Genomic DNA, 26,890 nt, shown 5'->3' on the forward strand with positions numbered 1-26,890 from the left:
ATTATATGGGCAGTTCGAATGGCTTGGCTGCGGAACTTGGGAAGCCTGCAAGAAACTCCCCGCTATTCACTGGCCCTTAAGGAAGGGCGACCCTATACCCCTTGCGATGACGACCAAATCGCGCGCCGCCCGCTCGCTCGCCGCCCTGCTGCTCCTGGCACCGCTCCCGCAGCCCTTCCTGGCCTCGGCTTCGGCCGAATCCAAGGCCGATGCGGTCAAGGACGACGCGGCGCCGGGAAGCGCGCAGCCTGCACGCAAGGCGTCGGAAGGTGCCGGAAAGCAGCGTTCCCGCAAGGGGGCACCGCAATCCGCGCAGCAGCGTATTCCGGTGGTGGTCAAGCAGAACGGCGAGGACGAGCCGCTGGTGGGCGACGCCGATCCCTGGCTCTACCGGGGCAGCGACATTCCCCATGACAAGGAATGGCACTTCGGCGAGCTTTCGAATGGCCTCAAGTATGCCGTTCGCCGCAACGGGGTGCCGCCGGGGCAGGTCTCGATCCGCATCCGCGTCGATGCCGGTTCGCTCTACGAAACCGATCCGGAGCGTGGCTACGCGCATCTGCTCGAACACATGCTGTTCCGCGAATCGAAGTACATTCCCGAGGGCACCGCGATCGCCGCCTTCCAGCGCCTCGGCGCGACCTTCGGCAGCGATACCAATGCGGTGACCTCGACCACGCAGACCGTGTTCAAGCTCGACCTGCCCAATGCCACGCCGACCTCGCTGGACGAGACGTTCAAGCTGATGAGCGGCATGGTCACCGCGCCGGCGCTCTCGGCCTCGAACCTCAAGCAGGACCTGCCGATCGTGCTGGCCGAAATGCGCGAGCGCGGGGGTGCTGCCAAGCGGGTGCAGCAGGCGATGCAGCAGGTGATCTACGCCGGTCAGCCGCTGTCGCAGCGCGAGCCGATCGGCACCGTCGAGACGCTGACCGCCGCCACGCCCGACACCGTGCGCGCGTTCTATTCGCGCTGGTACCGGCCCGACAACGTCGCGGTGATCGTGGCCGGTGATGCCGATCCGGCGACGCTGGAAAGCTATGTGAAGAAGTGGTTCGCCGGCTGGAAGGTGTCGGGCGCGCTGGCAAAGGCGCCGAGCTTCGGTGATCCCGCCGCGCCTGCGGGTGCCGATCCCGCCAACCCGGTGGGCGAGACGCGCGTGCTGGTCGAGCCGGACCTGCCGCCCTCGCTGCTCTATGCCACGCTGCGTCCCTGGCGGCAGGTGACCGACAACATCGCCTACAACCAGGGGCTGATGGTCGACGCGATCGCGCAGGCGGTGATCAACCGCCGTCTCGAGACCAAGGCGCGTGCGGGCGGCAGCTATCTCTCCGCTTCGGTCAATCAGGAGGACGTCTCGCGTTCGGCGGACGCCACGTTCGTGTCGATTACGCCGCTGGGCGATGACTGGAAGGCGGCGCTGCACGATGTGCGCGCGGTGATCGCCGATGCCATCGCGAACCCGCCGACACAGGAGGAGATCGACCGCGAAGTGGCCGAACTCGATGTCGGTTTCCAGGTCCCGGTCGAACAGCGCCGCATCCTGCCCGGCTCCAAGCTGGCGGACGACCTGGTCAATGCGCTCGACATCCGCGAGACGGTGGCGGGACCGGAGGACGTGCTGCGCATCTTCCGCGAATCGAAGCCGATGTTCACGCCGGCCAAGGTGCTGGAGCATAGCCGCCAGCTGTTCAGCGGCACGGTCACCCGCGCGCTGTTCAGCACCCAGAAGGCCGGCGGCGTCACCGACGAGGCGCTGCGCCAGGCGCTGATGGCGCCGATCACGCCTGATGCCTCGACCCGTTCGGCGAGCAATGCGCCGCCGGTCTCGTTCGATACCTTGCCCGCCATCGGCAAGCCGCAGAAGGCGGTGTCCGACCAGCCGACGGGCTTGCTGGACATCGAGCAACTCAACTTCGCCAATGGCGTCAAGGTCCTGCTCTGGCCGGTGCAGGAAGAGCCCGGCCGCGTCACCGTGAAGGTGCGTTTCGGCGGCGGCACCCGCGCGATGGCGGCCAAGGATGCACCCTATCTCGGCCTTGCCAACTATGCGCTGGTGGGCTCCGGTCTGGCGACGCTGGGGCAGGAGGATCTCGACCGGATCTCCACCGGCCGCAAGATGGGCTTCGACTTCGACGTGCAGGACGCCTCGTTCGTCTTCACCGCGGAAACCCGCCCGCAGGATCTGGCCGACCAGCTCTATCTCTTTGCCGCCAAGCTCGACCTGCCACGCTGGGATCCCAGTCCCTTCCTGCGTGCCAAGGCGGCGGCCAAGATCCAGTACGATACCTTCGCCACTTCGCCGCAGGGCGTGCTCAACCGCGACCTGACGTTCTATCAGCGCGGCAAGGATCCCCGTTTCGGCACGGCGACTCCCGCGCAGATCGAGGCGACGACGGCCAAGGGCTTCAAGGCGGTATGGAGCAAGGCGCTGGCGAGCGGCCCGGTCGAAGTGCAGATCTACGGCGACTTCGACAAGACGGCGGCCATCGCCGCGCTGGAGAAGACCTTCGGCGCGCTCAAGCCGCGCGTGCCGGCACCGATCGCCAAGGTCGCCGAAGTCGCGGTGCCCAAGCCTTCCGACGTGCCGGTGGTGCTGCACCACCACGGCGATCCCGATCAGGCGGCGGCGGTGATCTCGTGGCCGACCGGCGGCGGCGCCATGGGCATTCGCGAATCGCGCCAGCTCGAGGTGCTGACCCAGCTCTTCACCAACCGCCTGCTCGATGCCATGCGCGAGAAGCTGGGCGTGGCCTATTCGCCCTACGTCTTTTCGCAGTGGCCGGTGGACATGACCACCGGCGGCTCGATCACGGCGGTGGCGCAGCTCGATCCCAAGTCGGTCACGGTGTTCTTCCAGACCGCCGACGAGATCGCCGAGAACCTGATCGCCAATCCGCCGACGGCCGAGGAACTGTCGCTGGTGACCGAACCGCTGCGCCAGCAGGTGACGCGCGCCGCATCGAGCACTTCGTTCTTCATGAGCCAGCTCGAGGGGGCGACCTACGACCCCTCGCGCATCGGCACGATCCGCACGATCCTCAACGACTACACGCTGGTGACGCCGCAGCAGATGCAGCAACTGGCCGCGCGCTATCTCGGCAAGGACAAGTCCTGGCGGCTTGAGGTGATGCCGGAAGGCAAAAGCTCCGGCACGGTGGCCAGGCGCTGAATAGGAACGGGAGGCTTCGGCCTCCCGTTTTGGTTTGGGGCTTGCCGCAAACGTGAATGAAGCATCGGCTGCTGAGAGTGGCCATCCGTAGTTGCGGATGGGCGGGCGTCCGTTATCCGGATTTTTCAGAAAATTGCTGTCGCTCCGGGTGCACCCCATTGCGGACGTTCGTTGAACCCGGATGGCTTGCCGATTGTTCACTCCATTCGTCATTCCCGCGAAGGCGGGAATCCAGTAGCAACCTGGCAATGAAGGACACCTTCGCGCCCGCCGTCTATGTTCTCGCTTCAGCACGAAACGGCACACTCTACACCGGCACTACCTCGAACCTGATCCAACGCCTCGCCCAGCATCGCAGCGAATGCTTCGACGGCTTCAGCGCCCGCTATGGAACCAAGCTGCTGGTGTGGTTCGAAATGCACGCGACAATCGAACACGCGATCCAGCGAGAGAAGCGGATCAAGAAATGGAACCGTGACTGGAAGCTCAGGTTGATCGAAGAAGGCAATCCACGATGGCGCGATCTCGCCACCGACTTTGGCTTCGAAGCGCTGCGTTGACTGGATTCCCGCCTCCGCGGGAATGACGAAGAGGGGGTGGGAATGACGAAGATCCGGGGCAGATTTGGCATCGGCAACGGGTGTTTTAAAATCCGGATCAGACGGTCGGCTAACCCAGACAAAGTTGCTCCTCCCACCCGCTCAGGCTGAGCTTGTCGCAGCCCCCTGAGGCGCGGCGCAAGGCTTCCCATCGTTCGGCAAGCTCAGGATGAGCGGAGCGGATGGGGCAGGGCCGTCTCTCCTGATGCTTCAGTCATGCGGGGACCGACCTCCCGCAGATGCCGAACAGGCTCGTGTGCGAGGCGGCAGCGCAGGCAATGGCACTCCACGGTGGCGAGGGGAAGCGGCCTCTCTCGACCGATAAGCACTCTCCGGGGCTGCCCTCCGGCAACAATCTTGCCCATCGCTCCGGTGCTGTGGCGCAATCGATCACGCTGATCGGCTAAACCGGCTTTGCAAAAATTGCTTGGAGCGGCTATGGGGCGCCCCTTGTTTGCGGTTCTTGCCGGTTTGGCCCTGTGCATGTGGCGCGGGGAGTGAAGGCGAAGGAACAGCCAGGAGTACATGACGTGGCTAGCAATTGGACCCCGGAAAGCTGGAAGGCTAAGGAAGCCCGCCACCTTCCGGTTTATGGCGATGCGGAGAAGCTGGGCGAGGTCGAGGCCACGCTTGCGAAGTTTCCGCCGCTGGTCTTTGCGGGCGAGGCGCGTGCTCTGAAGGCGGATCTCGCCGAAGTCGCCGCCGGTCGCGGTTTTCTGCTGCAGGGCGGGGACTGCGCGGAGAGCTTCGCCGAATTCAGCGCCGACAACATCCGCGATTCCTTCCGCGTGCTGCTGCAGATGGCGGTCGTGCTGACCTTCGCCAGCAAGCAGCCGGTGGTGAAGCTGGGCCGCATGGCGGGCCAGTTTGCCAAGCCGCGCTCGGCCCCGACCGAGATGGTGGGCGGCGTCGAGATGCCCAGCTACTTCGGCGACATCATCAACGGCATCGAAGGCAACGCCGAAGCGCGTCGCAACGATCCGGAACGCATGCTGCGCGCCTATACGCAGTCCTCGGCCACGCTGAACCTGCTGCGCGCTTTCGCGCATGGCGGCTATGCGAACCTGCGCCAGGTCCACCAGTGGACGATGGAACACATCGGCCGCAGCCCCTGGGGCGAGAAGTTCGCGCAGATGGCCGACCGCATCGGCGAGGCGCTGGACTTCATGGCCGCCTGCGGCGTGGACCCGACCTCGGTTCCGCAGCTTCAGGGCACCGACTTCTACACCAGCCACGAAGCGCTGCTGCTCCCCTACGAGCAAGCCCTGACGCGCCGCGATTCGCTGACCGGCGACTGGTACGACTGTTCGGCCCACATGCTGTGGATCGGCGACCGTACCCGCTTCGAGGGCTCGGCCCACGTCGAGTACCTGCGCGGCGTCGGCAACCCGATCGGCATGAAGTGCGGACCCAGCCTTGAGCCCGACGCGCTGCTGCGCATGCTCGATACGCTGAACCCGGGCCGCGAGCCGGGCCGCATGACGCTGATTAGCCGCTATGGCCACGACAAGGTGGAAGCCGGCCTGCCCAAGCTGGTGCGCGCGGTGAAGGCCGAAGGTCATCCGGTGGTGTGGTCGTGCGACCCGATGCATGGCAACGTCATCAAGACCGACACCGGCTTCAAGACCCGTCCGTATGAGCGCATCCTTGCCGAAGTGCGCGGCTTCTTTGCCGTCCACCGCGCCGAGGGCACCCATGCCGGCGGCATCCATATCGAGATGACCGGCCAGGACGTCACCGAATGCACCGGCGGCGCGATCGCCATCACCGACGAGGCGCTGAAGGATCGCTACCACACCCACTGCGACCCGCGCCTCAACGGTGCGCAGTCGATCGAACTCGCATTCGAACTGGCGGACCTGCTCAACCTCGAAGCGACCGAGCGGCACAAGCAGGCGGCCTGATCCGCCGCTTGGTCCTGGTGAACATGCACGGGCAGGGGAGCGATGGCTCTCCTGCCCGTTTGCTTATGCGCTCGGTTCCAGCCGCGACCGTCCGGCGCCGCGCAGCCGTCAGGACAGCGCCACCGGATCCTCGGGAGCATCGCGCAGGCGCAAGTAGAGCTTGCCGTCCACCGGGCGTGGTACGGCCAGGCTGCCCCCGGTGAAGCCGGGAGGAACCGCCACGGGCTGGGCGAACGTGCGCTCGGCGGCGACGGCACCGATCAGGAACAGGTCGCGGCCCGACAGCGTGCACGGCGTGGCCGCGTCGCTCTTGTTATCGGCGCAGGCGAGGTTCTCGATGCGCGGCAGGCGGGCGAGCGTTGCCATCGGCTTCCAGTCGCCCGCGGTGTCGGCCCCGACCAGGCGGAAACGCAGTGGGCCGAAGGTTCCGGCGGGTAGATCGGCGGCCTTGAGGCGGGCGACCATGACGTGCTGGCTTTCCAGCGTCAGGCCCTTGCCGGCGCTCAGGCGGGCGGCGACCGGGCCTCCGGTCGTGGCGATCTCGATGGTGGAGGCTGTGTCGAAACGCTCGCCCGGCGCCGCCTTGATCGAGAAGACCAGTTCGCCGTTGTCCGGCAGCAGGTCGTCGGAGCCGAGTTCGAGCGACCGCGCACCGGGCGCCGAAGGGCCGGGATAGACGGTGCGGCCGATCAGTTCCGCCTGCGGGCGCGACGCGGCGATGCGGGTCGGCAGCGAAAGACTGCGCCCGTCGGCCAGCGCGATGACGGCCTTGCCGGCGGTTCCCGTGTCAGGCGCTTTTGCGCCGCCCTGGGCGACGAGGCGCAGGCGGTCTACGGCTCCCTCGCGCGTCAGGCCGTCGGGCTTGAATTCGATCTCGCCCAGCGTCAGCGATTGCACCTGATCGAGCCGCTGGCCGGTCAGTTCGCCTTCGGTGTCTCCGGCATGGAGTTCGAAACCGTCGATGCGGCTGGCTTCGGCGCGGGCGCGCAGGCTCAGTGTTTCGGGCCCCTTGGCACCCTGATAGCGCAGTTCCACGCGCACTTCGTCGGGCGCGGCCTTGGCCAGCGGCACCGTGAAGGCAAGCCGGTTGCCGTCGCGCACTTTCCATTCGAGCGCTTTGGGGCCGCCGTTTCTTTGCTGCATCGTCACGTCCTCGACACAGGACGGTGCCGCGCCTTCGAGCACGACCTCGTTGTCGCGCCCCACGACCAGCCCGTCGGCATCGCCGGTCACTTTCCAGGCATTGCCGTCCGGTCGCTGGAGCAGGAACTCCGGCCCCTCGAACGGCGCGAAGCCCCAGAGGCCGTGAAGCTGCGCGCGCATCGAACCGGTGAAAGCGCTCGGTAGTGCCTCCCCGGTGATGACGTAGCCGCCCTTGTCGGCGCGCGGCGTCACCGGCACGTCGATGGTCTGGCCGGAAGCAGTGGTGATCTTGACCTTCATGTCATGCGCAAAGGCGGTGGAGAACACCAGCGGCGCCCCCTCGACCGGCAGCAGGGCACCGGGGCGGGCGATGCAGACCGGGGCCTTTGCGGTGCTGCGCAGCTGCGGGGGAATGTCCGCCTCGATCGCGGGCAGGGCGGTGACCATGACCGACTTGGGTTTCTGGAACGAAGGCGCGGCATTGAGCAGCAGCGACATCGTCTCGTCCCGGCGAACCGAGAGTGTTGGCAGGTAGCCGAACTGCGGGTTGCTGAAGGCGCCGAAGATGCGGGCAATGTCGCGGGCGACGCCGATATAGGCGCTGTAATAGCCCGCGCCCGCCTCGGGCGTGGCGCTCAGCTGCAGGGCAAGGTCGGTGGGCGTGCCGGTCAGCGTATCGGCCAGGGAACTGGAATGGACGTCGTTGAGGACAAGCGATTCCTTGTTCTCCAGCAGGCAGGAGGCCTGCATCTCGATGACCTTGGACAGGCAGTCCTCGTTGAGCTTGATCGAGAGGCTGCGGGCCAGCACCGGGGCTACCGCGCGAAGGTATTCCGGCCCGGTGTTGTCCTGCGCCTGGATCGCGCCCATGAACGCGGTGAGGCGCGAATGGTCGAGCGAGGCCTGGTTGAGGTCCTGACTGGCGCGCACGAATTCGCCCGGCTTGCCGCGTACCGCATCGACCAGCGCGCCTTCCGCGCCGTTGGTATCGGGCACCATCAGCACGACCATCTGCCGCGCGCCCTTGGGCACGGTGAGGGTGAGCGCCTTGTCCTTTTCCTTGCTCTTCCAGGTGTCGGCGATGGCGATCCAGTTCTTGGGCGGCGGATTGGTGGCGCCGCGCAGGAACGCCGAGACCAGCAGGAACTTGAGCCCCTGATCCTCGGGCAGCGCGGCGTGGACGGAGATCCTGTCGCCTTCGGCAAGGCTGGGCACTTGTGCGATCGGCAGGGTCTGCTGGCCGCGCGTCACGGTGATCCGCAGGTCTGGGCCGGTCAGTTCGAAGGGGGCGGGATCGGCCTGGACCGGAGCGGCCGTGCAGAGCAGGGTGGCCAGAGCGAGCGGCACGGTGCGCGCGAAGAGGCGGGCAGGCGCGCAAGTGGAGCGGGGCGAATCGGCATCCTTCATGCAGAGTGGCAAAGCGTGTGTTTCCTGTCGGTTGCCTGACTCATGGGCTGACTTTACGAAAATAATACGCTTGGCCGCCACTTGCGGCGGATAACGATCGATCGTGGCGGCTTTCGGGCAGGCCTGCGCCGTCCACGATAACGGCGGTGTTCACGCTTGACCGCGTGAAATGCACGCGTCACCAATCGCTTCCATGACAAGAAACCTTCGGGCCCGCAGCCTTCGCATCGCCGTCAGTGTCGCCGCCGCGCCGCTGGCTCTCGCCGCCGCCTCGCAGCTTTCCGCGCAGGATAGGGCAGCCAAGACCGACACCATGATGAACGAGCAGGTCGCCTCGTACGACTGGGTGCGCCCGCAGGCGGACTATATCCGCCGCGAGGTGATGATCCCGATGCGCGACGGCAAGAAGCTGTTCACCGTCATCGTGATGCGCAAGGGTACGCATGACGGCCCGATCCTGCTCAGCCGCACGCCCTACAACGCCGGCAAGATGAGCAGCCGCAACCGCAGCCAGAAGATCGAGGAAATTCTCCCGGTCATGGACGCGGACTTCGTGAACGACGGCTATATCCGCGTCTATCAGGACGTGCGCGGGCTGGATGGTTCCGAAGGCGACTACGTGATGAACCGCCCGCTGCGCGGCCCCCTGAACCCCACCAAGGTCGATCACGCCACCGATACGTACGACACGATCGACTGGCTGGTGAAGAACGTGAAGGAAAGCAACGGCAAGGTGGGCATCACCGGGTCGTCCTACCTCGGCTTCACCTCGCTGATGGCGCTGGTCGATCCGCATCCCGCGCTCAAGGCCTCGGTGCCGCAGAGCCCGATGGTCGACGGCTGGATGGGCGACGACTGGTTCCACAACGGCGCCTTCCGCATGTTCGGCTTCGACTACGATCTGGGCCAGACGGTGAAGAAGGGCGGCGGCTCGGTGCCCAAGGGCACGGGCGACGAGTATCAGGCCTATCTCGAGGCCGGTTCGGCGATGGAATACGCCAAGGCCTATGGGCTGCTGGACCTGCCGGTCGTGCGCAAGGTGCTGGAACATCCCAGCTATGATGCATGGTGGCAGGGGCAGGCGGTGGACAAGCTGCTGGCCGCGCGCAAGCTGACCGTGCCGACGATGCTGGTGGTGGGCCAGTGGGATCAGGAAGACAGCTACGGCGCACCGGCGGTCTACAAGGCGCTGGAGCCGCAGGACACCAACAACGACATGGTCTCGCTGGTGATCGGCCCCTGGCGCCACTCCCAGGTGAACTACGAGGCGCGCGAGCTTGGTCCGCTGAAGTGGGAAGGCGATACCGGCGGCCAGTTCCGCCGCAACTACATGAAGCCGTTCCTTGACTGCCACCTGAAGACAAATGCGCCGAAGTGCGACACGCCGCCGGTGCTGACTTACGCCACCGGCGCGGTCGGAGCCAAGGCGGGCTGGGAAGTCTCGCAGAAGTGGCCCGCAGGGACCTACACGCCGCTGTACCTTGCGGGTAATTACGGCCTCTCGTGGGCGAAGCCGGCGGCGGGCAGCGACAGCTACGTGTCCGACCCGGCCAAGCCCGTGCCGATGCTGCCGCGCCCGGTGCACATGCAGGGCGAGGAATGGAAGACCTGGCTTGTTCATGACCAGCGCTTCGTCGATGGCCGCCCGGACGTGCTGAGCTACACCACCGGCGTGCTCGACAAGCCGGTGCACATCATGGGCGCGCCCAAGGTGGAACTGCACGCCTCCACCACCGGGCAGGACAGCGACTATGTGGTCAAGCTGATCGACGTCTATCCGCAGGAAAACTCGGCCAATCCGGAACTGGCGGGTTATCAGTTGGGTGTCGGCATCGAGATCTTCCGGGGGCGCTATGTGAACGGCTTCGACAAGCCGCAGCCGCTGGAGCCCGGCAAGGGCTATACCTTCCAGTGGTCGCTGCCCAACGTCGATCACGTGTTCCTGCCGGGGCACAAGATCATGGTCCAGGTGCAGTCCAGCCTGTTCCCGCTCTATGACCGCAACCCGCAGTCCTGGGTGCCTTCCATCATGGAGGCGATGCCCAAGGACTATGTGAAGGCCACCGAGACCGTGCAGTATGGCGGCGATGCGGCCAGCGCGGTGTGGCTGCCCATCGCCGGGAACTGACGGCGTTCAGATCGTCTCCCGGTCGATACCGGGAGACGATCATGAGCGGACCTTTCGACCTTTCCGGGCGCCTCGCGCTCGTGACCGGCGGTGCCAGCGGGATTGGCGCGGGCATCTGCGCGGTGCTGACCTGCGCCGGAGCGCGGGTGGTCGTGCTCGACCGGGACGAAGCCGGTGCGCGGGCGCAAGTCGAGGCAGGCAAGGCGGTGGACGCGGTCATGGTGGACCTCGCCGATGAGGCGTCCATCGTCTCTGCCTGTGCAGAGGCTGCTGGGCGCCATGGCACGCCTTGGTTGCTGGTCAACAACGCCGGGCTTCAGCACCGCGAAATGCTGCTGGAGGGCACGGCGGCACATTGGCAGCGGATCGAGGCGATCAACGCGCGCGCGCCGTTCCTGATGATCCGCGAAGTGGCGCGGGCGATGATCGCCGGCGGCGAGGGCGGGCGCGTGGTCAACTGCGCCTCGAGCGGGCTGGTTGGCCAGTTCGTGCAGGGGCTGGCGGCCTACATGGCCAGCAAGGGCGCGCTCGCGGCGCTCACCACCAGTGCCGCCTTCGAACTTGCGGCGCACGGGATCACCGTCAACACCGTGCTGCCGGGCGGCGTCGGCACGCCCGGCGCGATCCATGCCGAAGGACCGCCGCCGGTCGGCCCGGGCAATCGAACCCCGCCGCTGGGCCGTTGCACGGCCGAGGACATCGCCTCGGCCGTACTCTATTTCGCGACCCCGATGGCGCACCGGGTGACCAATCAGGTGCTCGCCGTCGACGGCGGGTTCACGGTGACTTGAACACGGCACGAAGGGGTGAGGTTTTCCGTCCCCCCGGAACGCTCGCCAAATCCAAACGCGTCATCCCCGCGAAGGCGGGGATCCCGCTTGTTCTTCGGGGCGAGGCAAAAAGGAAGCGGGGCCCCCGCCTTCGCGGGAGGGGGTGAGGTTTTGTATTCGATAGAAGGCTCTACACCGCGTTCCGCTTGGCAATCGCCGCCAGCACGGCGGCGCTTGGCTTGGGTGTGCGGGCGAAGGTCGCGCGGTCGACGGAGCATAGCCCGTACTTGTGCTTGAAGCCGAACACCCATTCGAAGTTGTCCGCCAGCGTCCAGTGGACATAGCCCAGCACCGGCACGCCATCGGCAATGGCCTGCTGCAATCCGGAGAGCGCTTCGGGAATGAACTTCGCGCGCACTGCGTCGTCCTCGATGCCGATGCCGTGTTCGGTCACCATCACCGGCCGCCCGGTCGCCTCGTGGGCATAACGCACTGCACCAGCCAGTGAGGCGGGGTAAATTTCCACGCCCATCTGACTGCGCGGCACATCGGCGGGTGGCTGGACCTGACCCTGCGCATTCCAGATCGCCCGCGCATAGTTCTGCACGCCGATGAAGTCGTCCTGCTTGGCCAGTTCCAGCCATGGCCCGTAGAATTGCTTGCGGATTGCGTCGCGCTGCGAATTCGCGCCGACGGCCTGATCGTCGCTCATCGTCAGGCTGACCCCCACCGGCAGGTCGCCGCGTGCGGCCTTGATCGCGGCGCGGCCGGCCTTGTGCGCGGCGAGCATGTTTTCCTCCAGCAGCGCAATGTCGTCGTGTTCGGGCAGCATGCCGTTCTTGAAGTTGCCGGCCCCGCAGGCCGCGCCCGCGGCCTGGTTCATCGCCTTTACCATGCCGGCCATCTGTGGCGGCAGGCCCTTGTCGACGAGGTGGATCATGTTCGGCTCGTTGAGTGTGGTGGCATAGCCCATGCCCGCCGCCAGGCGGCGGGCCGCCTTGTCGCAGTAGCGGGCAAACAGGTCGGCCGCGTCCTTCTGCGTCCATCCGCCTTGCGCCGCGAACCAGCGCGGCAGGGTGAAGTGGTTGAACGTTACCATCGGCGTCAGCCCGCGCGCATGGCAGCCGTCGATGATCCGGGCGTAGTGGTCGAGCATGGCGGTGGAGAACACGCCGGGACGCGGCTCGATCCGGGCCCATTCGATCGAGAAGCGATAGGTGTCGAGCCCCAGGCCTTTCACCAGATCGAGGTCGCGCGGCCAGAGTTCGAAGGAGTTGTTGGCATCGCCCGAAGGCTCCATGAACATCGTCGGTTTCACCTGCTCGACCAGCCAGAGGTCGCTCAGCGTATTGTTGCCCTCCACCTGATGCGCGGCGCTGGCGGTGCCCCAGCGGAAGCCCTTGGGGAAGCTTCTTGCCGTCGCGGCCATCGCCTTGCCGGATGGCGAGGCCAGTGCACCGGCGGCCAATCCGGAGGCCAACATCGTTCTGCGATCCATCACACTCTCCCAGTTTGCGCCGGTTTACGGGATCAGCCGCCCGGCGGTTTCGTTCCATGTCGCCACGAGGTCGAAGCCGCGCTCCTCCTGCAGCCATTGCAGTTCCAGCCCGTCCATCGCCGACAGCACCTGCCGCGCGAGACGGTCCGGTGTTTCGCCGGGCAGGTCGAGCAGTTCGGCGAAGCGACGGCGGGCAAGCCGGTCGCGGGTGACAAAATAGGCGTGGGCGGGGTGGTCGGCGGCGAGCGCTTCCACCCGCAGCATCGCATAGAGGCGCACCAGTTCGGGGTGCTGTGCATTCCGCGCGACGATGGCGGCCAGCACCTGCAGCACTTGCGCGCGGCTGCGCGGCGCCGCGTCGCGGGGGAAAAGGGCGGCGATGGCGTCCTCGTCCTGCCTGTCGCGGCGGTCGAGCACCGCCAGCAGCAGGTCGGTCTTCGAGCCGAAGTGGTGGAGCAGCCCGGCGTCGGTCATCGCGCAGCGCAGCGCCAGTTCGCGGATCGAGAACCCGTGAAAGCCGCGTTCGCCGATCACCGCGATCGCGGCATCGAGGATCGCGGTGCGCCGGCCCTCACGGTTCATGCGGGTGCGCATGGGCTTTCTCCCGTTACCTAGTGATCGCTAGGTAGTCTGGAGGGCGGGGGCCGGGAAGGGGAGTGCCGCAGGTATCGCCCGGGCGAAGAACCTGTCTCAGCTCTCGCCGAAGAGCTCGCGCTGGGACGCCTCGATTTCCTCGAAATAGCGCCGCCTTGCATGGCGCTCGGTGACGACGCCAACGACTTTGCCGACCCCGTCCACCACCGCCAGTTCGTCGGCCACGGCAATGTCGAACGCCTTGATCATCGCGCGGATGTCGGTCGCGGGGGCGAGGGAAGTGTCGGCCAGCGTTGCCAGTGTGCCCACTTCGGTCTCGGGATCGAGGTTGGGGTTCCAGGCGGACGCGGTGGTGACGATACCGGCATAGCGGTCGGCTGCGTCGAGCAGGATCGCCTTGCTGGTCGATCCCAGCGGCACCCGCGCGCGGAATTCGGAGAGGGGCAGGGTGGCGGGCACCGAAACCCAGTCGGTGCGCATGATCCGCCCGGCGGTGAGGCTCAGCATCCAGCCGATGTCGCGCGGGGAGCGGATGATCGAGCCGCGAATGTGCAGCCGCCAGGTGGAGAACGAATAGCCGAAGGTCTCGCGCGTGAAGGCGCTGGAGACGAGCGCGGCGGTCAGCACCACACCCATCAGTGCGAAGTCGTGCGTGGTCTCGAGGATCAGCAGGGCCAGTGTCATCGGTCCGCCGACGATGGAGACGGCGACACCCGCCATGCCGACCAGTGCGGACTGGGTGGGGTCGAGTTCGATGCCGAATGGCAGCATCGCCACGGCTTGGGCAAAGATCAGCCCGACCAGCGAGCCGAGGAACAGCGAGGCGAAGAACAGCCCGCCGCGAAAACCGAAGCTGAGGGATATGACCGAAGACAGGATCTTCACCGCCAGCACCATCAGCAGGAACTGGATCGCCGGCTGCATGGCCAGGTTGAGGTGCATGGCCCCGTGCCCGGCGGACAGCGACTGCGGTGAAATCCACGCCAGCGGCATCAGCAGCAGCCCGCCGATCAGCGGGCGCCACCTGGCGATGCGGGTGAGTTTCTGGACGTGGATTTCGGTGAACGTCACCAGCCGCATCACCAGGATGCCGACCAGCGCGCAGCAGATGCCCAGCAGCGCGTAGATGAAATAGTCCGGTGTCGTCAGCGGCCGCGTGCTGGAGGCGGCGATCAGGTAGGGCTCGACACCCAGTTGGCGGGTGATGAACGCGGCGCCCAGTGCTGCGGCGATGACCGGGGCGATGGCAGCGGGAGTGTAGGTGCCGATCACGATCTCGAAAGCGTAGAACGCACCTGCCAGCGGCGCGCCGAAGGCTGCGCCCACCGCTGCGCCGGCGCCCGCGCCGACCAGCGTGCGCATGTCCGACCGGCGCAGCTTGAACCACTGGCCCAGCACCGAGGCAACGCCGCCGCCCATCTGCGCATAGGCCGCCTCCAGCCCGACCGAGGCCCCGGCGCCGTTGGAAACGATGGTCTGGATGGAGATGATCAGGTTGTCGATGAACGGAATTCGCCCACTGTGCAGGGCATTGGCCTCGACGACGTCGATCGGGGCGCGGCGGCGGCGGCGCAGCAGATGGGCGATGCCGATCAGCACGAGGCCGCCCAGCGGCAGCGCCAGCAACCGCCAGGGATGACGGATCTCACCGATCGCGCTGAGACGGTTGCCGGTGACGCCGTAGAGGATTTGCTGGATGCCGTGGGCCAGAAAGCCCTGCAGGTTGGTCAGCCATCCGGCCGCGATGCCCGCGGCCAGCGCGAGCAGGATGAATGCCAGTTCGCTTTCGCGCATGCGCCGTCGCTGGCGGACGACCAGGGCTTTGAGGGCATTGACGGCGGGACGTCGCATCGCCGCCGCTTGGCCCTCGCAGCATTCGAGAGTCAAGGCATGTGTTGGCGCAACAGGAGGAATTGCGCCGGCGGCATCGTTCCCCGCAAGCGAGCGATCCGGTCGCTCTCAGTCCGCAAACCGGCTGGTGACTTCGGCACCGCCAGCACGGTTACGCGAAATTTCGAGCATCTCGGCCAATTCCTGCCTGCCAACGCGCCCCTTCATCTGCGCGGAGGCGGCCGCCTATTTCGGCGGCATGCGGATGCCGCCGTCGAGGCGGATGCACTGGGCGTTGAAATAGGTGTTGCGCGTCAGTTCCAGCACCAGCGAGGCGAACTCGTCCGGGTTGCCGAGCCGCTTGGGGAAGGGCACGGCCTTGCCAAGTCCTTCGTAGACCGCCTCGTTCATTTCCTTCACGCGCAGCATCGGCGGCGTGGCGAAAGTGCCGGGCAGGATGGCGTTGACGCGGATTCCCAGATCCATGAGGTCGCGCGCCATCGGCAGCACCATGGCGTTCACCGCGCCCTTGCCGCCGCCATAGGCGACCTGGCCGATCTGCCCGTCCTGCGATGCCGCCGACGAGGTGAAAATGATGCAGCCACGCTCGCCATCATCGTTGACGGGATCGGAGCCCGCCATGCCCAGAGCTGCGATCGAGGCGACGCGGTACGAGGCGGTGAACACGCCCTCGGCGGTCCTGGCGATCTGCTCGGTCGCCATGCGCTTGTAGCCGCCGGTGGTCTTGTCGAACGAGACGGTCTTGCCGCCGCCTGCGACCACGGCGCAATGGACCACCACGCGCTCCTGCCCGTGCGCGGCGCGGGCCTTGGCAAAACCGGCCTCGACGCTGTCCTCGTCGAGGATGTTGACCTTGCAGAACACACCGCCGATTTCTGCGGCGAACGCCTCGCCTGCCTCCTCGCTGATGTCGAACACGGCGACCTTCACGCCCGCATCGGCCAGAGCCCTGGCGCTGGCCCGGCCCAGGCCCGAGGCGCCGCCGGTGACCACGGCGGCCAGCGTGTTGTCGATCTTCATGGCGACGTCATCTCCCGCGATTCGCTGTTTGACCCAGCGCTAGCGCAACTTGGCCAAGCCTCGCGCGGCAGGAATGCGCAGGGCCGGCAAGTATCGCTCCAGCGCGCTTGCGCCGATTGCCGATCAGGCTGCACCTTCGGACAGGCGGGCTGCGCGCGGTGGTGGAACACCGTCAGGCAAACAGGCATGCGGAGAGAGTGGAATGGCCGAAGGGGATGCGGTGCTGGACACCAGCGACGTCGACAAGTGGGTGGGCAAGCCGGTTATCTTCGCGGAGTTCTGGGACCCTTGCAACGCTACCGACATCCGCCGCTGGGTGCAGGCGATGGACTATGCCAACCCCCTGCACTGGGACGAGAATTTCGCGCGATCCAGCGCTTTCGGCGGCATTGTCGCGCCGCAGAGCTTCACCGTGGCGATGGACTATGGCCACGGCTGCCACCCGTCCTGTGTCGGCAAGGTTCCAGGATCGCACCTGATCTTTGCGGGGGAGGAATGGTGGTTCTACGGCAATCCCGTCCGCCCTGGCGACAAGTTGACGCAGGAACGGACTTTTGCCGGCTATCGCATCGCCGATACCGGCTTTGCCGGACCGACGATGTTTGCCGATGGCGATACCGTGCACCGCAACCAGCATGGCGCGCTGGTCGCCAAGGAGCGGGCAACCTCGATCCGCTACCTCGTCGAGGAGGCGAACAAGCGCAAGGTCTACGACAAGGAGAGCCGCAGCCCGAAGCTCTGGACGAGGGCGGAACTGGATGAAGTGGCCAGGATCCGGCTGGACTGGATCAAGTCAGGCCGGGACGGGGTTTCGCCGCGCTGGGGCGCGGTCAAGGTCGGCGATACGCTGCCGCGCCGGGCGATCGGGCCGCACAGCCGGGTGACCTTTGCGCTGGAATGCCGCGCGCACCGGCAGAACATCTGGGGCACCTGGCGCTGGAACGCGCCCGAGGGCATTCACGATCCGGCGCAGGAAGACGCCGGTTTCGGCGGCGACATGGCTTACGATTTCGAAGCCCGCAAGATCGATCCCCGACAGGGCGACGGCTTGTTCCATGGCCCCAGTTCCGGCCACATCAATCCCGAGAAGGCCGAAAAGGTCGGCATGGGCGGTGCTTATGGCTATGGCTCGTCGATGAATGCCTGGCACCTCGATACGGTGGCCTACTGGGCGGGGCACCAAGGTTACATCTGGCACTCGAAGACCCAGTTCCGCAGCCCGGCCTTCGAAGGCGATGTGACTTACGTGGACGCCGTCGTGACCGACAAGCAGGAGACCAGCGAGTTCGGCATGCCGGTGGTCACCGTCGAAACCCGGATGACAACGCAGGACGGGGCGACGATCCTCAAGGGCTCTGCCACGGTGTCGCTGCCGCTTTAGAGCCGTTTTCCGATCCGTTCGCATCGGATCCGCTGCTCCAAGAATTTGGTTTTGCGCGTTTCCTGCGTGATCGCGCGGGCCTCGCCATATTGGAAAACGCTCCAAGGCGAAGGGCTCATGGCGGTCCGTGGGGCCATCGCCGAACGGCTCGATCTTTACGGGTTCGTGCTGGCGCGAACCGGGTGCCTTCAAGGCCGCGTTCGGTGCATTTCATGCACCGCCTGATGCGGTGCAGCATTTTCTGGGGGTGCTTAAGGAGCAATCACCTCGTCCGCTGCGAAGGTGATCGTGCCGTTTCGATGGCATACGGCCCGTGGCGCATCGTGCGGCGGGCCTGCCGGGTGATCGGCTGAACCGGTAATCCGCAAGTTCGAGATCCGACCGCCGACCTGACATTCAGGCTCGACCTCGTGGCCCTGCACGAGGAAGCCCCAGGCGGACGGCTCGGGCTGCTTTACGGCAGCCGGATCGGACTTCGGGTCCGATCAGGCCGCGAGAGGCAGCTTTTCAGCCGGTGCGGCGACTTCGGTTTCAGTCGCGACGGGCTGGGCGTCAGCGGCTTCGGCAACGGCCTTGTCGGCAAGGGCGGGCATGTAGCGTTCAGCAAGAACGACATCGCGGCGCGCGGCAAAATAGAGCGAAAGCAGAGAAAACATCGGGACCTCGGTGTAATGTGTGTGTTGCAGTGCAACATCTGAGGTCCATTTGCCGCCGCAGGACAGTTTCCGCAAATGCAACAAGATCGCTTTTTGTTGCATTTAATGCAATTATGTGGGGGTTTTTGAGATTGGATGCCGGTGCGGCGTGCCGGGAGCTCCATTCATTGCGCTTTATGCATCTTGCCTGCAAAAAACTGAAATCGGCGCCAGTCGACTCGCGAAATACCCTCAAATTCCGCATGTCCGCAGGAGATTTCTTGGTGCCGACGAGGCCTTTTGTGGCGCGCGATGTCCTGGCATGGGAAGGGGCAGGCGGCATGCCCGGCGGGCCGTACCGTGCAGGGGGAGCATATCTCCTGCGGAAAACTTCTGCGGAAGCCTCTTTTCAGGACCAAACGAACCCGCTAAGCGCGCATTCCCTGCTGGGGCGTCGCCAAGTGGTAAGGCACCGGTTTTTGGTACCGGCATTCGCAGGTTCGAATCCTGCCGCCCCAGCCAGGCTCTCCCTGAAGGAGAGCTTTTTCCGGCAGGGCTCCGTTCATCACTGATTACGGTACCGGTACGCGGACGACGCCCCATGGCGAGACGAAGTCCGCGCGTGTCTGTGCTTATCCGGCAAGCACGGCGTCGATGTCGGCGGCCGAGTGGCGTTCGCGCACGAAGCCTTCGCCGTTGCGGTTGACGATGCGGCCGCGCTGGATGCCCTTGCGAGCGGCGAGTTCATCGCCCCAGCGCACGAGATTGGTGTAACTCGGCACCTCGAGGAACGTCGCCGCGTCGCCATAGGCGTCGCCGCGCAGGAAACCGCCGAACCAGCCGTAGCAGGCGATGTCGGCGATCGTGTATTCGTCCCCGGCAAGATAGCGCGAAACCGCGAGGCGCTTGTCGGCCACGTCGAGGATGCGCTTGGTTTCCATGGCGTAACGGTTGATCGGGTATTCGTACTTTTCAGGCGCATAAGCGTAGAAATGGCCGAAACCGCCGCCGATCATCGGTGCCGTGCCCATCTGCCACATCAGCCACGACATGCATTCCGTGCGGGCGGGCTGGGTCGCAGGCAGGAACTTTCCGAACTTTTCGGCAAGGTAGAACAGGATCGCGCCGGATTCGAACACACGGACGGGTTCGTCGCCCGAATAGTCGACAAGGGCGGGGATCTTCGAGTTCGGGTTGATCGCCACGAAGCCGGAGCCGAACTGGTCACCCTTGCCGATGTCGATCAGCCAGGCATCGTATTCCGCCTCGGCAACGCCCGCTGCGAGCAGTTCCTCGAGCATGATCGTGACCTTCTGGCCATTCGGCGTGCCCAGCGAGTGAAGCTGCAGCGCATGTTGCCCGCGCGGCAATTCGGATTCGTGCGTCGCACCGGAGACGGGGCGGTTGGTCTTGGCCCATTCACCGCCATTGTCCTTGTCCCAGGTCCAGACTTTGGGCGGCGTATAGGAAGATGTGCTCATGGAGAGGGGCTTTCGTGGCTGTGAGGAACAGCGGAGGTAGGTAGCCCGCAGGGAGGCGGCAACCCATGTTCGCATGTCGTTTTTCACGATGTCGAGCCGGGGCGCCGGGTTCGCCATCGGGATGATAATCCCAAGGTGAAATCAGCGATGTGCACGAAGAACTAGACGAAAGTATGGGAACTTGGGGCGCCTGCAATCGTTGACAGCGTTCACGCGGCGGGAGCATTCATGGCGAGCATGGTTCAAACGATTGAAAAACGTCGCGGAGCATCGATGGATGGGCATGCGGCACGCCGCCGGAACAAGGGATTTGAGGAAACACATCTTGCCTTGATCGAAACTGCAGTGCGTCTGGTGTCTGAAAAGGGGCTGGAAGCACTTTCACTTTCGGAAGTGGCGCGCGTGGCGGGGGTGAATCGGACAACGATCTATTATCATTTCGCGAGCCGTGAGGCCCTGATCGAGGAAGTGCGCGAGTGGTCGGCTGAGCAGCTGGGCAAGGCCTTCGCGTCGTCGCAATCCGCCGAGGAGCGCGCGCGCTACATCACGCGTTTCGTGCTCGAGAACCCGGATGTGGTCGCGCTGTGGACGGAGGAGTTCCTGTCTCCGGGGCGGATCGGCGACCGTTATCCGGCATTCGATGCGATGGCGGCGGGTTTTGAACGCCATTTCACGGCGGACCCGCGAAACGAAGGCATGGACGGGCAAGTCTTTGCCACATTCCTGCTCGCATGGGCGATGCTGGGGCCGCGTATCTATCGCAACAGTGTCCGCCCGGACATGTCCATCGACGAGACGGTAGAGCGTCTGACCCGCACCCATATGGCGATCCTGCAGCAGAGCGGCATTGTCGATATGTGAGGGCATTTCGAGGGCGGCACCAGGCCGCTGGCCTCACTCCACCGCCTATCGGCAGTAGCCTGTGGGTGGTCGAGTGGAGGCAGCGGGCTGGTGCCGCGACATTCGCTTGGCGCGAAATTCCAAACGGTTTCCAGGAGCGTTCGGCGCGGTCAGTGCGGGCAAAAGAAAGGGGCGGTCGCCGAAGCGATCGCCCCTTTCTTGTTGATTTGTCCCGATCGGGTCAGGCGATCTTGTGGATCCAGCCGTGCGTGTCGGGGGTTTCGCCGCGCTGGATCGAGACCAGGCGGTTCTTGAGCTTGGCGGTAAGCTGGCCAGGGCCGCCCGAGCCGATGGTGAAGGCGCCGTCGCGGCCCGAAACCTTGCCGACCGGCGTGACCACCGCGGCGGTGCCGCAGGCGAACGTCTCCACCAGCTTGCCCGAGGTCGCGTCTTCACGCCACTGGTCGAGGCTGTACTTGCCTTCCTCGACCTTGAGGCCTTCCTCACGCGCGAGTTGCAGCAGGCTGTCGCGGGTGATGCCGGGCAGGATCGTGCCGGTGAGGGCCGGGGTCAGAAGCGTGCCGTCCTCGAACACGAAGTAGAGGTTCATGCCCCCCAGTTCCTCGATCCACTTGTGCTCGGCGGCGTCCAGGAAGACGACCTGGTCATGTCCGCGCGAGATTGCCTCCGCCTGCGGCACCAGGCTGGCGGCATAGTTGCCGCCGCACTTGGCGGCGCCGGTGCCGCCGGGGGCAGCGCGGGTGTAGTCCGACACCCAGATCGATACGGCAGGCGCGCCGGACTTGAAATAGTTGCCCGCCGGGCTGGCGATGACGATGAACTTGTAGCTCTTGGCCGGACGCACGCCGAGGAAGGCCTCGGTGGCGATCATGAACGGGCGCAGATAGAGCGAGGCGCCTTCGGCTGCCGGGATCCAGTCCCGATCCGCCTGGACCAGACGTTCGATCGCCTCGATGAACAGCGCTTCGGGCAGTTCGGGCATGGCGAGGCGCTCTGCCGACTTGTTGAAGCGTGCGGCATTGGCTTCGGGGCGGAACAGCGCGATCGAGCCGTCGGCCTGCTTGTAGGCCTTCAGACCCTCGAAGATTTCCTGGGCATAGTGCAGAACGGCAGCAGCGGGATCGAGCGCGATCGGCTGACGCGGGCCTACCACGGCATCGTGCCATCCCTTCCCTTCGGTCCATTCGACCACGACCATGTGGTCGGAGAAATTGGTGCCGAAGCCGGGGTTGGCGAGAATGGTCTCGCGCGTTTCGGCGCTGGTCGGCGCGGGGTGGGGCAGAGTGCTGAAAGTCAGGCCGGCATCGGCGAGCGTCGCCATCGAACGTGATCCTCTAAACTAAGGTTGCGGGTGCCTCTGAATGAAAATTACGCGCAGCGCAACCGCAAAGTAATTTTGATACGCAATCTTATAGCTTTAGCACGGCGTTGAGGGCGGGAGAACCGGGGACTCGGCCAAGGCTGCGGCAGCATGCTCTTGCGCCCGGTTTTCAGGGAGGGCCAGTGCGAAATTCGCCCGATCATGTGCGAAAGTTTGGGAAGCGCAAATGAGAAGGGCCGCCCCGGTTGCCCGGTGCGGCCCTTCGCATGGTCAGCGGCCGGGAGTGCCGCCAGCGAAAGCCTTTATCGCGAATTCAATTCAGCGATAATGCCTCGCGACGGAAAAAGCCGACCTCTCTGCTGAACCATGAGACATCGGATCACCTCCTTTCGCGCTGTTTGAGCCATAGGGCGCCGCTGGTTAAAGCGGCTGGGCTTCGGGGTGCTTCCGGGCGCGTTTCCCAGGGTCCCTCGGCCCTGTTCAAATGTGTCTCCGATTCCGCAGCGCACAACAAGTCTTGAATTCGATTTTTTTGCGGTCATTATCGAGGCTTCGGGCCAGTTATCCCCAGCCTTCGAGCCACGCAAAAGCTCGATTCCCGGGGCAGCCGAGTGCGGCCTGAAAGTTCCTGAAATTGCTGTATTTTTCCTCGTGAACGGGCCCCGGATCGCGTTTTTGCGAGTCCGCCGAGTCCCGTTCACGAGTGCACGTTAGCGGCAATCCTGGACGACGCGCGAAACCTCGGTCCAACTCGGTACATAAAGTGTCGCGGTGCCGGGTGCTTCGAGGGCGAAGCGGCCCTTGCTGAAGGCCATCGCGTCAAGCAGGGAATCGCGTGCCGGGATGTCCACCGAAAGGCCGGTCGCGCCGGCCGATGCGGCCAGCGTGCGGGCGGTGTCCGAAGTGCGCACCACCAGCGCAGGCGAACTGGCGCTGCCGGCGCGGGTGAGGGTTACGGTGCCGGCCTGCCGGTTGCAGCGCAGCGTGACGAGGCCATCTGCAAACGTGGCGGCGCCGGGGCCGGTCATCCGCCAGTCTCCCGGGGTCTGCGGGGCGTCCTGCCAGTTGGCGGGCGGCGGCGCAGGTGGTTGCGGTTGCTGGCTGGCCGCCGGGCGCGGCACGGATGGCGGCACCTGCGGCGGGGCGGGGACGCAGGCGGCAAGCACGGCCAGCGCGGTCAGCGGGGCGCCTGCGACAAGTTTGCGGGAGAACGACGGGACGGCTGCGAGCCGGCGCGGATTTGCCTTCATGGCCCCGGTATGGAATGAGGCGCGCTCCTTCTCAAGTGCGCAAAGTCATGACCAACTCGTCCGAGCCCCGATCCACCGAAAAGAAAACCCCCGCCAAGGGCCGTGTCGACCAGATGCTGGTCGACCGTGGTCTCGTGGAAAGCCGCACGCGTGCGCAGGCGCTGGTGCTGGCCGGACTGGTGTTTTCCGGCGAAACCAAGATCGCCAAGCCGGGGCAGAGCATCAAGGCCGATGCCCCGCTGGAAGTGCGTGGGCGCGATCATCCCTGGGTGTCGCGCGGGGGGATCAAGCTGGCCCATGCCATCGCGCATTTCGAACTCGACCCCACCGGGGTGACCGCGATGGATATCGGCAGTTCCACCGGCGGTTTCACCGATGTGCTGCTGACGCACGGCGCCGAACATGTCTTCGCGGTCGATTCGGGCACCAACCAGCTGGCGTGGAAGCTGCGTCAGGATCCGCGCGTCACCGTGCTGGAGCAGACCAGCGCGCGCATCCTGACGCCGGGCGAAATCGATCGGCCGTGCAGCTGGGTCGTGTGCGACGCCAGTTTCATCGCGCTGTCCAAGGTTCTGGAAGTGCCACTGCGCCTTGCCGCGCCGCAGTGCCGGGTGGTCGCGCTCATCAAGCCGCAGTTCGAAGTGGGGCGCAATGAAGTGGGCAAGGGCGGGGTCGTGCGCGATCCGGCGCTGCACGAGCGGGTCTGCGCAGAAGTGCGCGACTGGCTGGAAAGCGAGGGCTGGACCATCCAGGGCATCGTCGAAAGCCCGATCAAGGGGCCGGAAGGAAACGTCGAGTTTCTCGTCTCGGCCTCGCGCGGCTGATACCGGGGGCTAGTACCGGGGTTGGCCTGCGGATGGTCTCGAAGTGACGCGGGCGGGCGCTTTTACCGCGGCCGTGCATTGCGTGTTGGCATTTGTCGTACCACAAACCACCACACTTGATGGTTTTTCCTGATTCGGGGGTTGCCTGGGAATGAACCCGATTGCCTCACCTGCCCAATTGCGCGCCAGTCTGCTGCGCTGGTCGCTGGTGCTCGTGCCCTTGATCGTGCTGCTGGGCTTTGTGTCCGGCAAGGTGGCCGCAAGCGGGCCGGGCAATGCGTGGTTCGATGCGCTGGCCAAGCCCGGGATCTATCCGCCGCCGATCACGTTCGCGATCGTCTGGACCTTACTTTACGTGATGATGGGCTTTGCACTGGCGTTGATCTGCGCGGCGCGCGGCGCGCGCGGTCGCGGCCCGGCGGTGATCGCCTTTGCCGTGCAGTTCGTGCTCAACCTCGCATGGAGCCCGGTGTTCTTCGCAATGCACCAGATGACCGGCGGACTGATCGTTCTGGGTCTGATGGTGACGGCAGTGATCATCACCATCCTGCTGTTCGCCCGCGTCCGCCCGGTCGCGGCCTTGCTGCTGGTGCCTTATCTCGCGTGGATCTGCTTTGCGAGCTACCTGAACTTCGCGTTCCTCCAGCTCAATCCGGACATGGACGGCGCGGAAGGCCCGCGGGCGGTGGAGCGGTTCGAAATCTAGGCCGTAAACTCATGAACGGCACCATTGAGGTTTGAGGCAAAATGGCTCAGCGGCAGGAGGGAAGGCGCTGGAATATGTCGATATTTCAAGACTTCCTGACGCAGCGCTGGGCCATTTCGGTCAAATCCCGTAGGGACGCCCAAATGGCTTCCATCTCGAACCGAAGCTGCCTTGGACGGGCAACCAGCCCGCCCGGCGGCACCTTCGGCCCGAGCTGTTCACCATTTGGGCGCCTCGATGGCGGCGTTCATGAGTTTACGACCTAGCTCTGCACCCTCTTGCGTGCCGGGCCGCAAAGGACCAAATAGCCCCCATGCAAAGCGAAAACCCCTTCGTCGCCGATTTCGTGAAGATGATGAACGGCGCTGCCGGCACGCTGGCCGGTGTCGGCCGCGAAGCGCGCGACAATGCGCGCGAGCGTTTCCGTGAATTCCTGGGCGACATGGACTTCGTCAGCCGCGAGGAATTCGAGGCGGTGAAGGAAATGGCGGCGACCGCGCGCGGCGAGATCGAGGATCTCAAGGCCCGTATCGCCAAGCTTGAAGCCAAGTCCGGCGAGTGATTGCCGGCAGGGGCAGACTTTGACGAGCCTGCCTCTCTTCACCTTGCTTCACGTCCTCTGAACCCTCACAAGCCGCAGCCATGCAGTTGCGCGCGCCTGCCATCGTCTGTTCCACCCGTCCTCACGGCGAAACCGCGGCCATAGCCCGGCTGCTGACCGAAGAGGGCGGCCTTGTCGGTGCCTATGTCGCCGGCGGGCGCGGGCGGCAGCTCCGTCCGGTCCTGATCCCGGGCAATCTTGTCGAAGCCGACTTGCGGTCGAAACGTGAGGGGCAGCTGCCTTTCGCGCGGATCGAACTGGTCGAATCCCGCGGCCCCTGGCTCAGCGAGCCGCTGCCTTCGGCGGGAATCGCCTGGGCGACCGCGCTCGCCGCAGCGGCGCTTCCCGAGCGGCAACCGTTTCCCGCGCTTTACCAGGCACTGGCCGCCGTGCTTGATGCGATCTGCGCCGCGCCCTCGGCGCGGGGCTGGGTCATGCCGCTGCTTTCCTTCGAAGTCCTGCTGCTGCGGGAACTGGGATACGGGGTGCCGGTGGGCCGTCCGGCAGACGACGACTGGGGCGCGATCCTTGCCACTTTCGACCGGCTCGGCCCGGAGCTTGCGCGCTATCCGCTTGCCGAACGCCGCGGAGACGTTATGGGGGCGCGCGTCCTGCTGCGCGAGCGGCTGGCACGAATTCACGGTTAAAGTCCAAGCGGAGAACGTACATGCGCATCGCGGTATTTGCAGGAGACGGGATCGGTCCCGAGGTCACCGAGCAGGCAGTGCGTGTGCTTCAGGCGCTTGAACTTCCCGGTCTCGAACTGGTCGAGGGTGATGTCGGCGGTGTTGCCTATCGCAAGCACGGCCACCCGCTGCCCGCCGAAACGCTGGAGATCGCGCGCTCGGCCGATGCGATCCTGTTTGGCGCGGTGGGCGATTTCTCGTGCGACCACCTTGAGCGTCATCTGCGTCCCGAACAGGCCATTCTCGGCCTGCGCAAGGAACTGGGCCTCTTTGCCAACTTGCGTCCGGCGCGCGTGTTCCCCGGTCTGGAAGACCTGACCACGCTGCGCGAGGAAGTCGCCTCGAAGATCGACCTGCTGATCGTGCGCGAACTGAACGGCGACGTGTACTTCGGCGAGAAGGGCATCCGCACGCTGGAAGACGGCCGCCGTCAGGGCTGGGACATGATGTCCTACGCCGAGGACGAAGTGCGCCGCATCGCCCACGCCGGTTTCCAGGCCGCGATGACGCGTTCGAAGAAGCTCTGCTCGGTGGACAAGGCCAATGTCCTCGAAACCTCGCAGCTCTGGCGCGATGTGGTGATCGAGGTGGCCAAGGAATATCCCGAGGTCGAACTCAGCCACATGTACGTCGACAACGCGGCGATGCAGCTGGTGAAGAACCCCGGCCAGTTCGACGTGATCGTCACCGGCAACCTGTTCGGTGACATTCTTTCCGATCAGGCCTCGATGTGCGTGGGCTCGATCGGCCTGCTCGCTTCGGCCAGCCTTGCCGAAGGCTCCTATGGCCTTTATGAGCCGATCCACGGTTCGGCGCCGGATATCGCCGGCAAGGGGCTTGCCAATCCGATGGCGACGATCCTGTCTGCAGCCATGCTGCTGCGCCACTCGCTCGGCCTCGAGGCCGAGGCGGTGCGGATCGAGGCAGCGGTGGCCAAGACGCTGGCCGACGGCATCAAGGGCGGCGATCTGGGCGGCAGCGCAGGCACCCGCGAGATCGGTGACGCCGTGCTGGCCCGTCTGTAATCAGGCGTCTTTGACCGCGACTAAGGTTTCTTC

The 26,890-nt window shown here is 65.6% G+C and carries 21 protein-coding genes and 1 tRNA gene; 13 read left to right on the forward strand and 9 right to left on the reverse strand.

The features are described 5' to 3' along the window. Positions 1 to 106 precede the first annotated feature (106 nt). The 3 genes from CA833_RS12765 (at position 107) to CA833_RS12775 (ending at position 5,675) form a co-directional block, all read left to right on the forward strand. Positions 107 to 3,172: a pitrilysin family protein gene (locus tag CA833_RS12765; protein ID WP_242526079.1), complete on the forward strand. Its 3,066-nt coding sequence runs from the start codon at positions 107 to 109 to the stop codon at positions 3,170 to 3,172. Between the two features lie 248 nt (positions 3,173 to 3,420). Continuing rightward, positions 3,421 to 3,732, forward strand: coding sequence for a GIY-YIG nuclease family protein (locus CA833_RS12770; RefSeq protein WP_207078227.1), 312 nt, complete (start codon positions 3,421 to 3,423; stop codon positions 3,730 to 3,732). A 569-nt stretch (positions 3,733 to 4,301) separates the two neighbouring features. Next, positions 4,302 to 5,675 carry a class II 3-deoxy-7-phosphoheptulonate synthase gene (locus CA833_RS12775; protein WP_142634771.1) on the forward strand — a complete coding sequence of 458 codons (1,374 nt, stop codon included), beginning with the start codon at positions 4,302 to 4,304 and terminating at the stop codon, positions 5,673 to 5,675. Between the two features lie 108 nt (positions 5,676 to 5,783). Here the strand turns inward: CA833_RS12775 and CA833_RS12780 are convergent, their stop codons facing one another. Further along, entirely contained in the window at positions 5,784 to 8,225 is a 2,442-nt protein-coding gene (locus CA833_RS12780; RefSeq protein ID WP_242526080.1) for a hypothetical protein, read from the reverse strand. A gap of 193 nt (positions 8,226 to 8,418) precedes the next feature. Here CA833_RS12780 and CA833_RS12785 point away from each other — a divergent pair, with 193 nt between their 5' ends. Then, the gene (locus tag CA833_RS12785; RefSeq protein ID WP_207078228.1) at positions 8,419 to 10,353 is read left to right on the forward strand and encodes a CocE/NonD family hydrolase; all 1,935 of its coding nucleotides are present in this window, start codon (positions 8,419 to 8,421) and stop codon (positions 10,351 to 10,353) included. A gap of 41 nt (positions 10,354 to 10,394) precedes the next feature. Further along, positions 10,395 to 11,144 (forward strand): SDR family NAD(P)-dependent oxidoreductase, encoded by a 750-nt coding sequence (locus tag CA833_RS12790; protein WP_207078229.1) that lies wholly within the window; start codon positions 10,395 to 10,397, stop codon positions 11,142 to 11,144. A gap of 169 nt (positions 11,145 to 11,313) precedes the next feature. On the opposite strand, the gene CA833_RS12795 is transcribed toward CA833_RS12790, so the two are convergent. The 4 genes from CA833_RS12795 to CA833_RS12810 form a co-directional block, all read right to left on the reverse strand. Beyond that, the gene (locus CA833_RS12795) at positions 11,314 to 12,624 is read right to left on the reverse strand and encodes a glycoside hydrolase family 1 protein (RefSeq protein ID WP_207078230.1); all 1,311 of its coding nucleotides are present in this window, start codon (positions 12,622 to 12,624) and stop codon (positions 11,314 to 11,316) included. Positions 12,625 to 12,645: 21 nt separating this feature from the next. After that, complete coding sequence (locus CA833_RS12800; RefSeq protein WP_207078231.1) at positions 12,646 to 13,215, reverse strand: TetR/AcrR family transcriptional regulator; 570 nt, start codon at positions 13,213 to 13,215, stop codon at positions 12,646 to 12,648. 96 nt (positions 13,216 to 13,311) lie between these two features. Then, positions 13,312 to 15,066 (reverse strand): chloride channel protein, encoded by a 1,755-nt coding sequence (locus CA833_RS12805; protein ID WP_207078232.1) that lies wholly within the window; start codon positions 15,064 to 15,066, stop codon positions 13,312 to 13,314. 225 nt (positions 15,067 to 15,291) lie between these two features. After that, a complete protein-coding gene (locus CA833_RS12810; protein ID WP_142634759.1) occupies positions 15,292 to 16,086 on the reverse strand; it encodes an SDR family oxidoreductase in 795 nt (264 codons plus the stop codon). Between the two features lie 202 nt (positions 16,087 to 16,288). On the opposite strand from CA833_RS12810, the gene CA833_RS12815 reads away from it, so the two are divergent. Further along, complete coding sequence (locus CA833_RS12815) at positions 16,289 to 17,467, forward strand: MaoC family dehydratase N-terminal domain-containing protein (protein WP_207078233.1); 1,179 nt, start codon at positions 16,289 to 16,291, stop codon at positions 17,465 to 17,467. Positions 17,468 to 17,952: 485 nt separating this feature from the next. On the opposite strand, the gene CA833_RS12820 is transcribed toward CA833_RS12815, so the two are convergent. After that, positions 17,953 to 18,123 (reverse strand): hypothetical protein, encoded by a 171-nt coding sequence (locus CA833_RS12820; protein ID WP_185928793.1) that lies wholly within the window; start codon positions 18,121 to 18,123, stop codon positions 17,953 to 17,955. A gap of 426 nt (positions 18,124 to 18,549) precedes the next feature. On the opposite strand from CA833_RS12820, the gene CA833_RS12825 reads away from it, so the two are divergent. After that, positions 18,550 to 18,624, forward strand: a tRNA-Gln gene (locus CA833_RS12825). Positions 18,625 to 18,734: 110 nt separating this feature from the next. Here the strand turns inward: CA833_RS12825 and yghU are convergent. Beyond that, on the reverse strand, positions 18,735 to 19,583 hold the full coding sequence (yghU, locus tag CA833_RS12830) for a glutathione-dependent disulfide-bond oxidoreductase (RefSeq protein ID WP_142634755.1): 849 nt from the start codon (positions 19,581 to 19,583) through the stop codon (positions 18,735 to 18,737). A 228-nt stretch (positions 19,584 to 19,811) separates the two neighbouring features. Between yghU and CA833_RS12835 the strand changes: the two genes are divergently transcribed. Continuing rightward, positions 19,812 to 20,444 carry a TetR/AcrR family transcriptional regulator gene (locus CA833_RS12835; protein ID WP_207078234.1) on the forward strand — a complete coding sequence of 211 codons (633 nt, stop codon included), beginning with the start codon at positions 19,812 to 19,814 and terminating at the stop codon, positions 20,442 to 20,444. A 220-nt stretch (positions 20,445 to 20,664) separates the two neighbouring features. On the opposite strand, the gene CA833_RS12840 is transcribed toward CA833_RS12835, so the two are convergent. Both CA833_RS12840 and CA833_RS12845 read right to left on the reverse strand, forming a co-directional pair. Then, positions 20,665 to 21,765: a branched-chain amino acid aminotransferase gene (locus tag CA833_RS12840; protein ID WP_142634751.1), complete on the reverse strand. Its 1,101-nt coding sequence runs from the start codon at positions 21,763 to 21,765 to the stop codon at positions 20,665 to 20,667. A 710-nt stretch (positions 21,766 to 22,475) separates the two neighbouring features. Further along, positions 22,476 to 23,015 carry a hypothetical protein gene (locus CA833_RS12845; RefSeq protein WP_242526081.1) on the reverse strand — a complete coding sequence of 180 codons (540 nt, stop codon included), beginning with the start codon at positions 23,013 to 23,015 and terminating at the stop codon, positions 22,476 to 22,478. Between the two features lie 47 nt (positions 23,016 to 23,062). Between CA833_RS12845 and CA833_RS12850 the strand changes: the two genes are divergently transcribed. From CA833_RS12850 to leuB, 5 genes are all read left to right on the forward strand, one after another. Next, positions 23,063 to 23,839, forward strand: a complete 777-nt coding sequence (locus CA833_RS12850; protein ID WP_242526082.1) for a TlyA family RNA methyltransferase — start codon at positions 23,063 to 23,065, stop codon at positions 23,837 to 23,839. Between the two features lie 151 nt (positions 23,840 to 23,990). Then, on the forward strand, positions 23,991 to 24,545 hold the full coding sequence (locus CA833_RS12855; RefSeq protein WP_207078235.1) for a TspO/MBR family protein: 555 nt from the start codon (positions 23,991 to 23,993) through the stop codon (positions 24,543 to 24,545). Between the two features lie 313 nt (positions 24,546 to 24,858). Continuing rightward, positions 24,859 to 25,107 (forward strand): accessory factor UbiK family protein, encoded by a 249-nt coding sequence (locus CA833_RS12860; RefSeq protein ID WP_207078236.1) that lies wholly within the window; start codon positions 24,859 to 24,861, stop codon positions 25,105 to 25,107. Positions 25,108 to 25,187: 80 nt separating this feature from the next. Beyond that, positions 25,188 to 25,793, forward strand: coding sequence for a DNA repair protein RecO (gene recO, locus CA833_RS12865; protein WP_207078237.1), 606 nt, complete (start codon positions 25,188 to 25,190; stop codon positions 25,791 to 25,793). 20 nt (positions 25,794 to 25,813) lie between these two features. Beyond that, positions 25,814 to 26,857, forward strand: a complete 1,044-nt coding sequence (leuB, locus tag CA833_RS12870; protein WP_207078238.1) for a 3-isopropylmalate dehydrogenase — start codon at positions 25,814 to 25,816, stop codon at positions 26,855 to 26,857. The last annotated feature ends 33 nt before the right edge of the window (positions 26,858 to 26,890 follow it).

It is taken from the genome of Novosphingobium sp. KA1 (assembly GCF_017309955.1).
Taxonomy (GTDB): Bacteria; Pseudomonadota; Alphaproteobacteria; order Sphingomonadales; family Sphingomonadaceae; genus Novosphingobium.

Bases quoted from the DNA above. Each gene is read 5' to 3' on its own strand.
- CA833_RS12765 (WP_242526079.1), top strand. From the start codon at position 107: ATGACGACCAAATCGCGCGCCGCCCGCTCGCTCGCCGCCCTGCTGCTC.
- CA833_RS12770 (WP_207078227.1), top strand. From the start codon at position 3,421: ATGAAGGACACCTTCGCGCCCGCCGTCTATGTTCTCGCTTCAGCACGA.
- CA833_RS12780 (WP_242526080.1), bottom strand. From the start codon at position 8,225: ATGAAGGATGCCGATTCGCCCCGCTCCACTTGCGCGCCTGCCCGCCTC.
- CA833_RS12785 (WP_207078228.1), top strand. From the start codon at position 8,419: ATGACAAGAAACCTTCGGGCCCGCAGCCTTCGCATCGCCGTCAGTGTC.
- CA833_RS12790 (WP_207078229.1), top strand. From the start codon at position 10,395: ATGAGCGGACCTTTCGACCTTTCCGGGCGCCTCGCGCTCGTGACCGGC.
- CA833_RS12800 (WP_207078231.1), bottom strand. From the start codon at position 13,215: ATGCGCACCCGCATGAACCGTGAGGGCCGGCGCACCGCGATCCTCGAT.
- CA833_RS12805 (WP_207078232.1), bottom strand. From the start codon at position 15,066: ATGCGACGTCCCGCCGTCAATGCCCTCAAAGCCCTGGTCGTCCGCCAG.
- CA833_RS12810 (WP_142634759.1), bottom strand. From the start codon at position 16,086: ATGAAGATCGACAACACGCTGGCCGCCGTGGTCACCGGCGGCGCCTCG.
- CA833_RS12815 (WP_207078233.1), top strand. From the start codon at position 16,289: ATGGCCGAAGGGGATGCGGTGCTGGACACCAGCGACGTCGACAAGTGG.
- CA833_RS12820 (WP_185928793.1), bottom strand. From the start codon at position 18,123: ATGTTTTCTCTGCTTTCGCTCTATTTTGCCGCGCGCCGCGATGTCGTT.
- yghU (WP_142634755.1), bottom strand. From the start codon at position 19,583: ATGAGCACATCTTCCTATACGCCGCCCAAAGTCTGGACCTGGGACAAG.
- CA833_RS12835 (WP_207078234.1), top strand. From the start codon at position 19,812: ATGGCGAGCATGGTTCAAACGATTGAAAAACGTCGCGGAGCATCGATG.
- CA833_RS12840 (WP_142634751.1), bottom strand. From the start codon at position 21,765: ATGGCGACGCTCGCCGATGCCGGCCTGACTTTCAGCACTCTGCCCCAC.
- CA833_RS12845 (WP_242526081.1), bottom strand. From the start codon at position 23,015: ATGAAGGCAAATCCGCGCCGGCTCGCAGCCGTCCCGTCGTTCTCCCGC.
- CA833_RS12850 (WP_242526082.1), top strand. From the start codon at position 23,063: ATGACCAACTCGTCCGAGCCCCGATCCACCGAAAAGAAAACCCCCGCC.
- CA833_RS12855 (WP_207078235.1), top strand. From the start codon at position 23,991: ATGAACCCGATTGCCTCACCTGCCCAATTGCGCGCCAGTCTGCTGCGC.
- CA833_RS12860 (WP_207078236.1), top strand. From the start codon at position 24,859: ATGCAAAGCGAAAACCCCTTCGTCGCCGATTTCGTGAAGATGATGAAC.
- recO (WP_207078237.1), top strand. From the start codon at position 25,188: ATGCAGTTGCGCGCGCCTGCCATCGTCTGTTCCACCCGTCCTCACGGC.
- leuB (WP_207078238.1), top strand. From the start codon at position 25,814: ATGCGCATCGCGGTATTTGCAGGAGACGGGATCGGTCCCGAGGTCACC.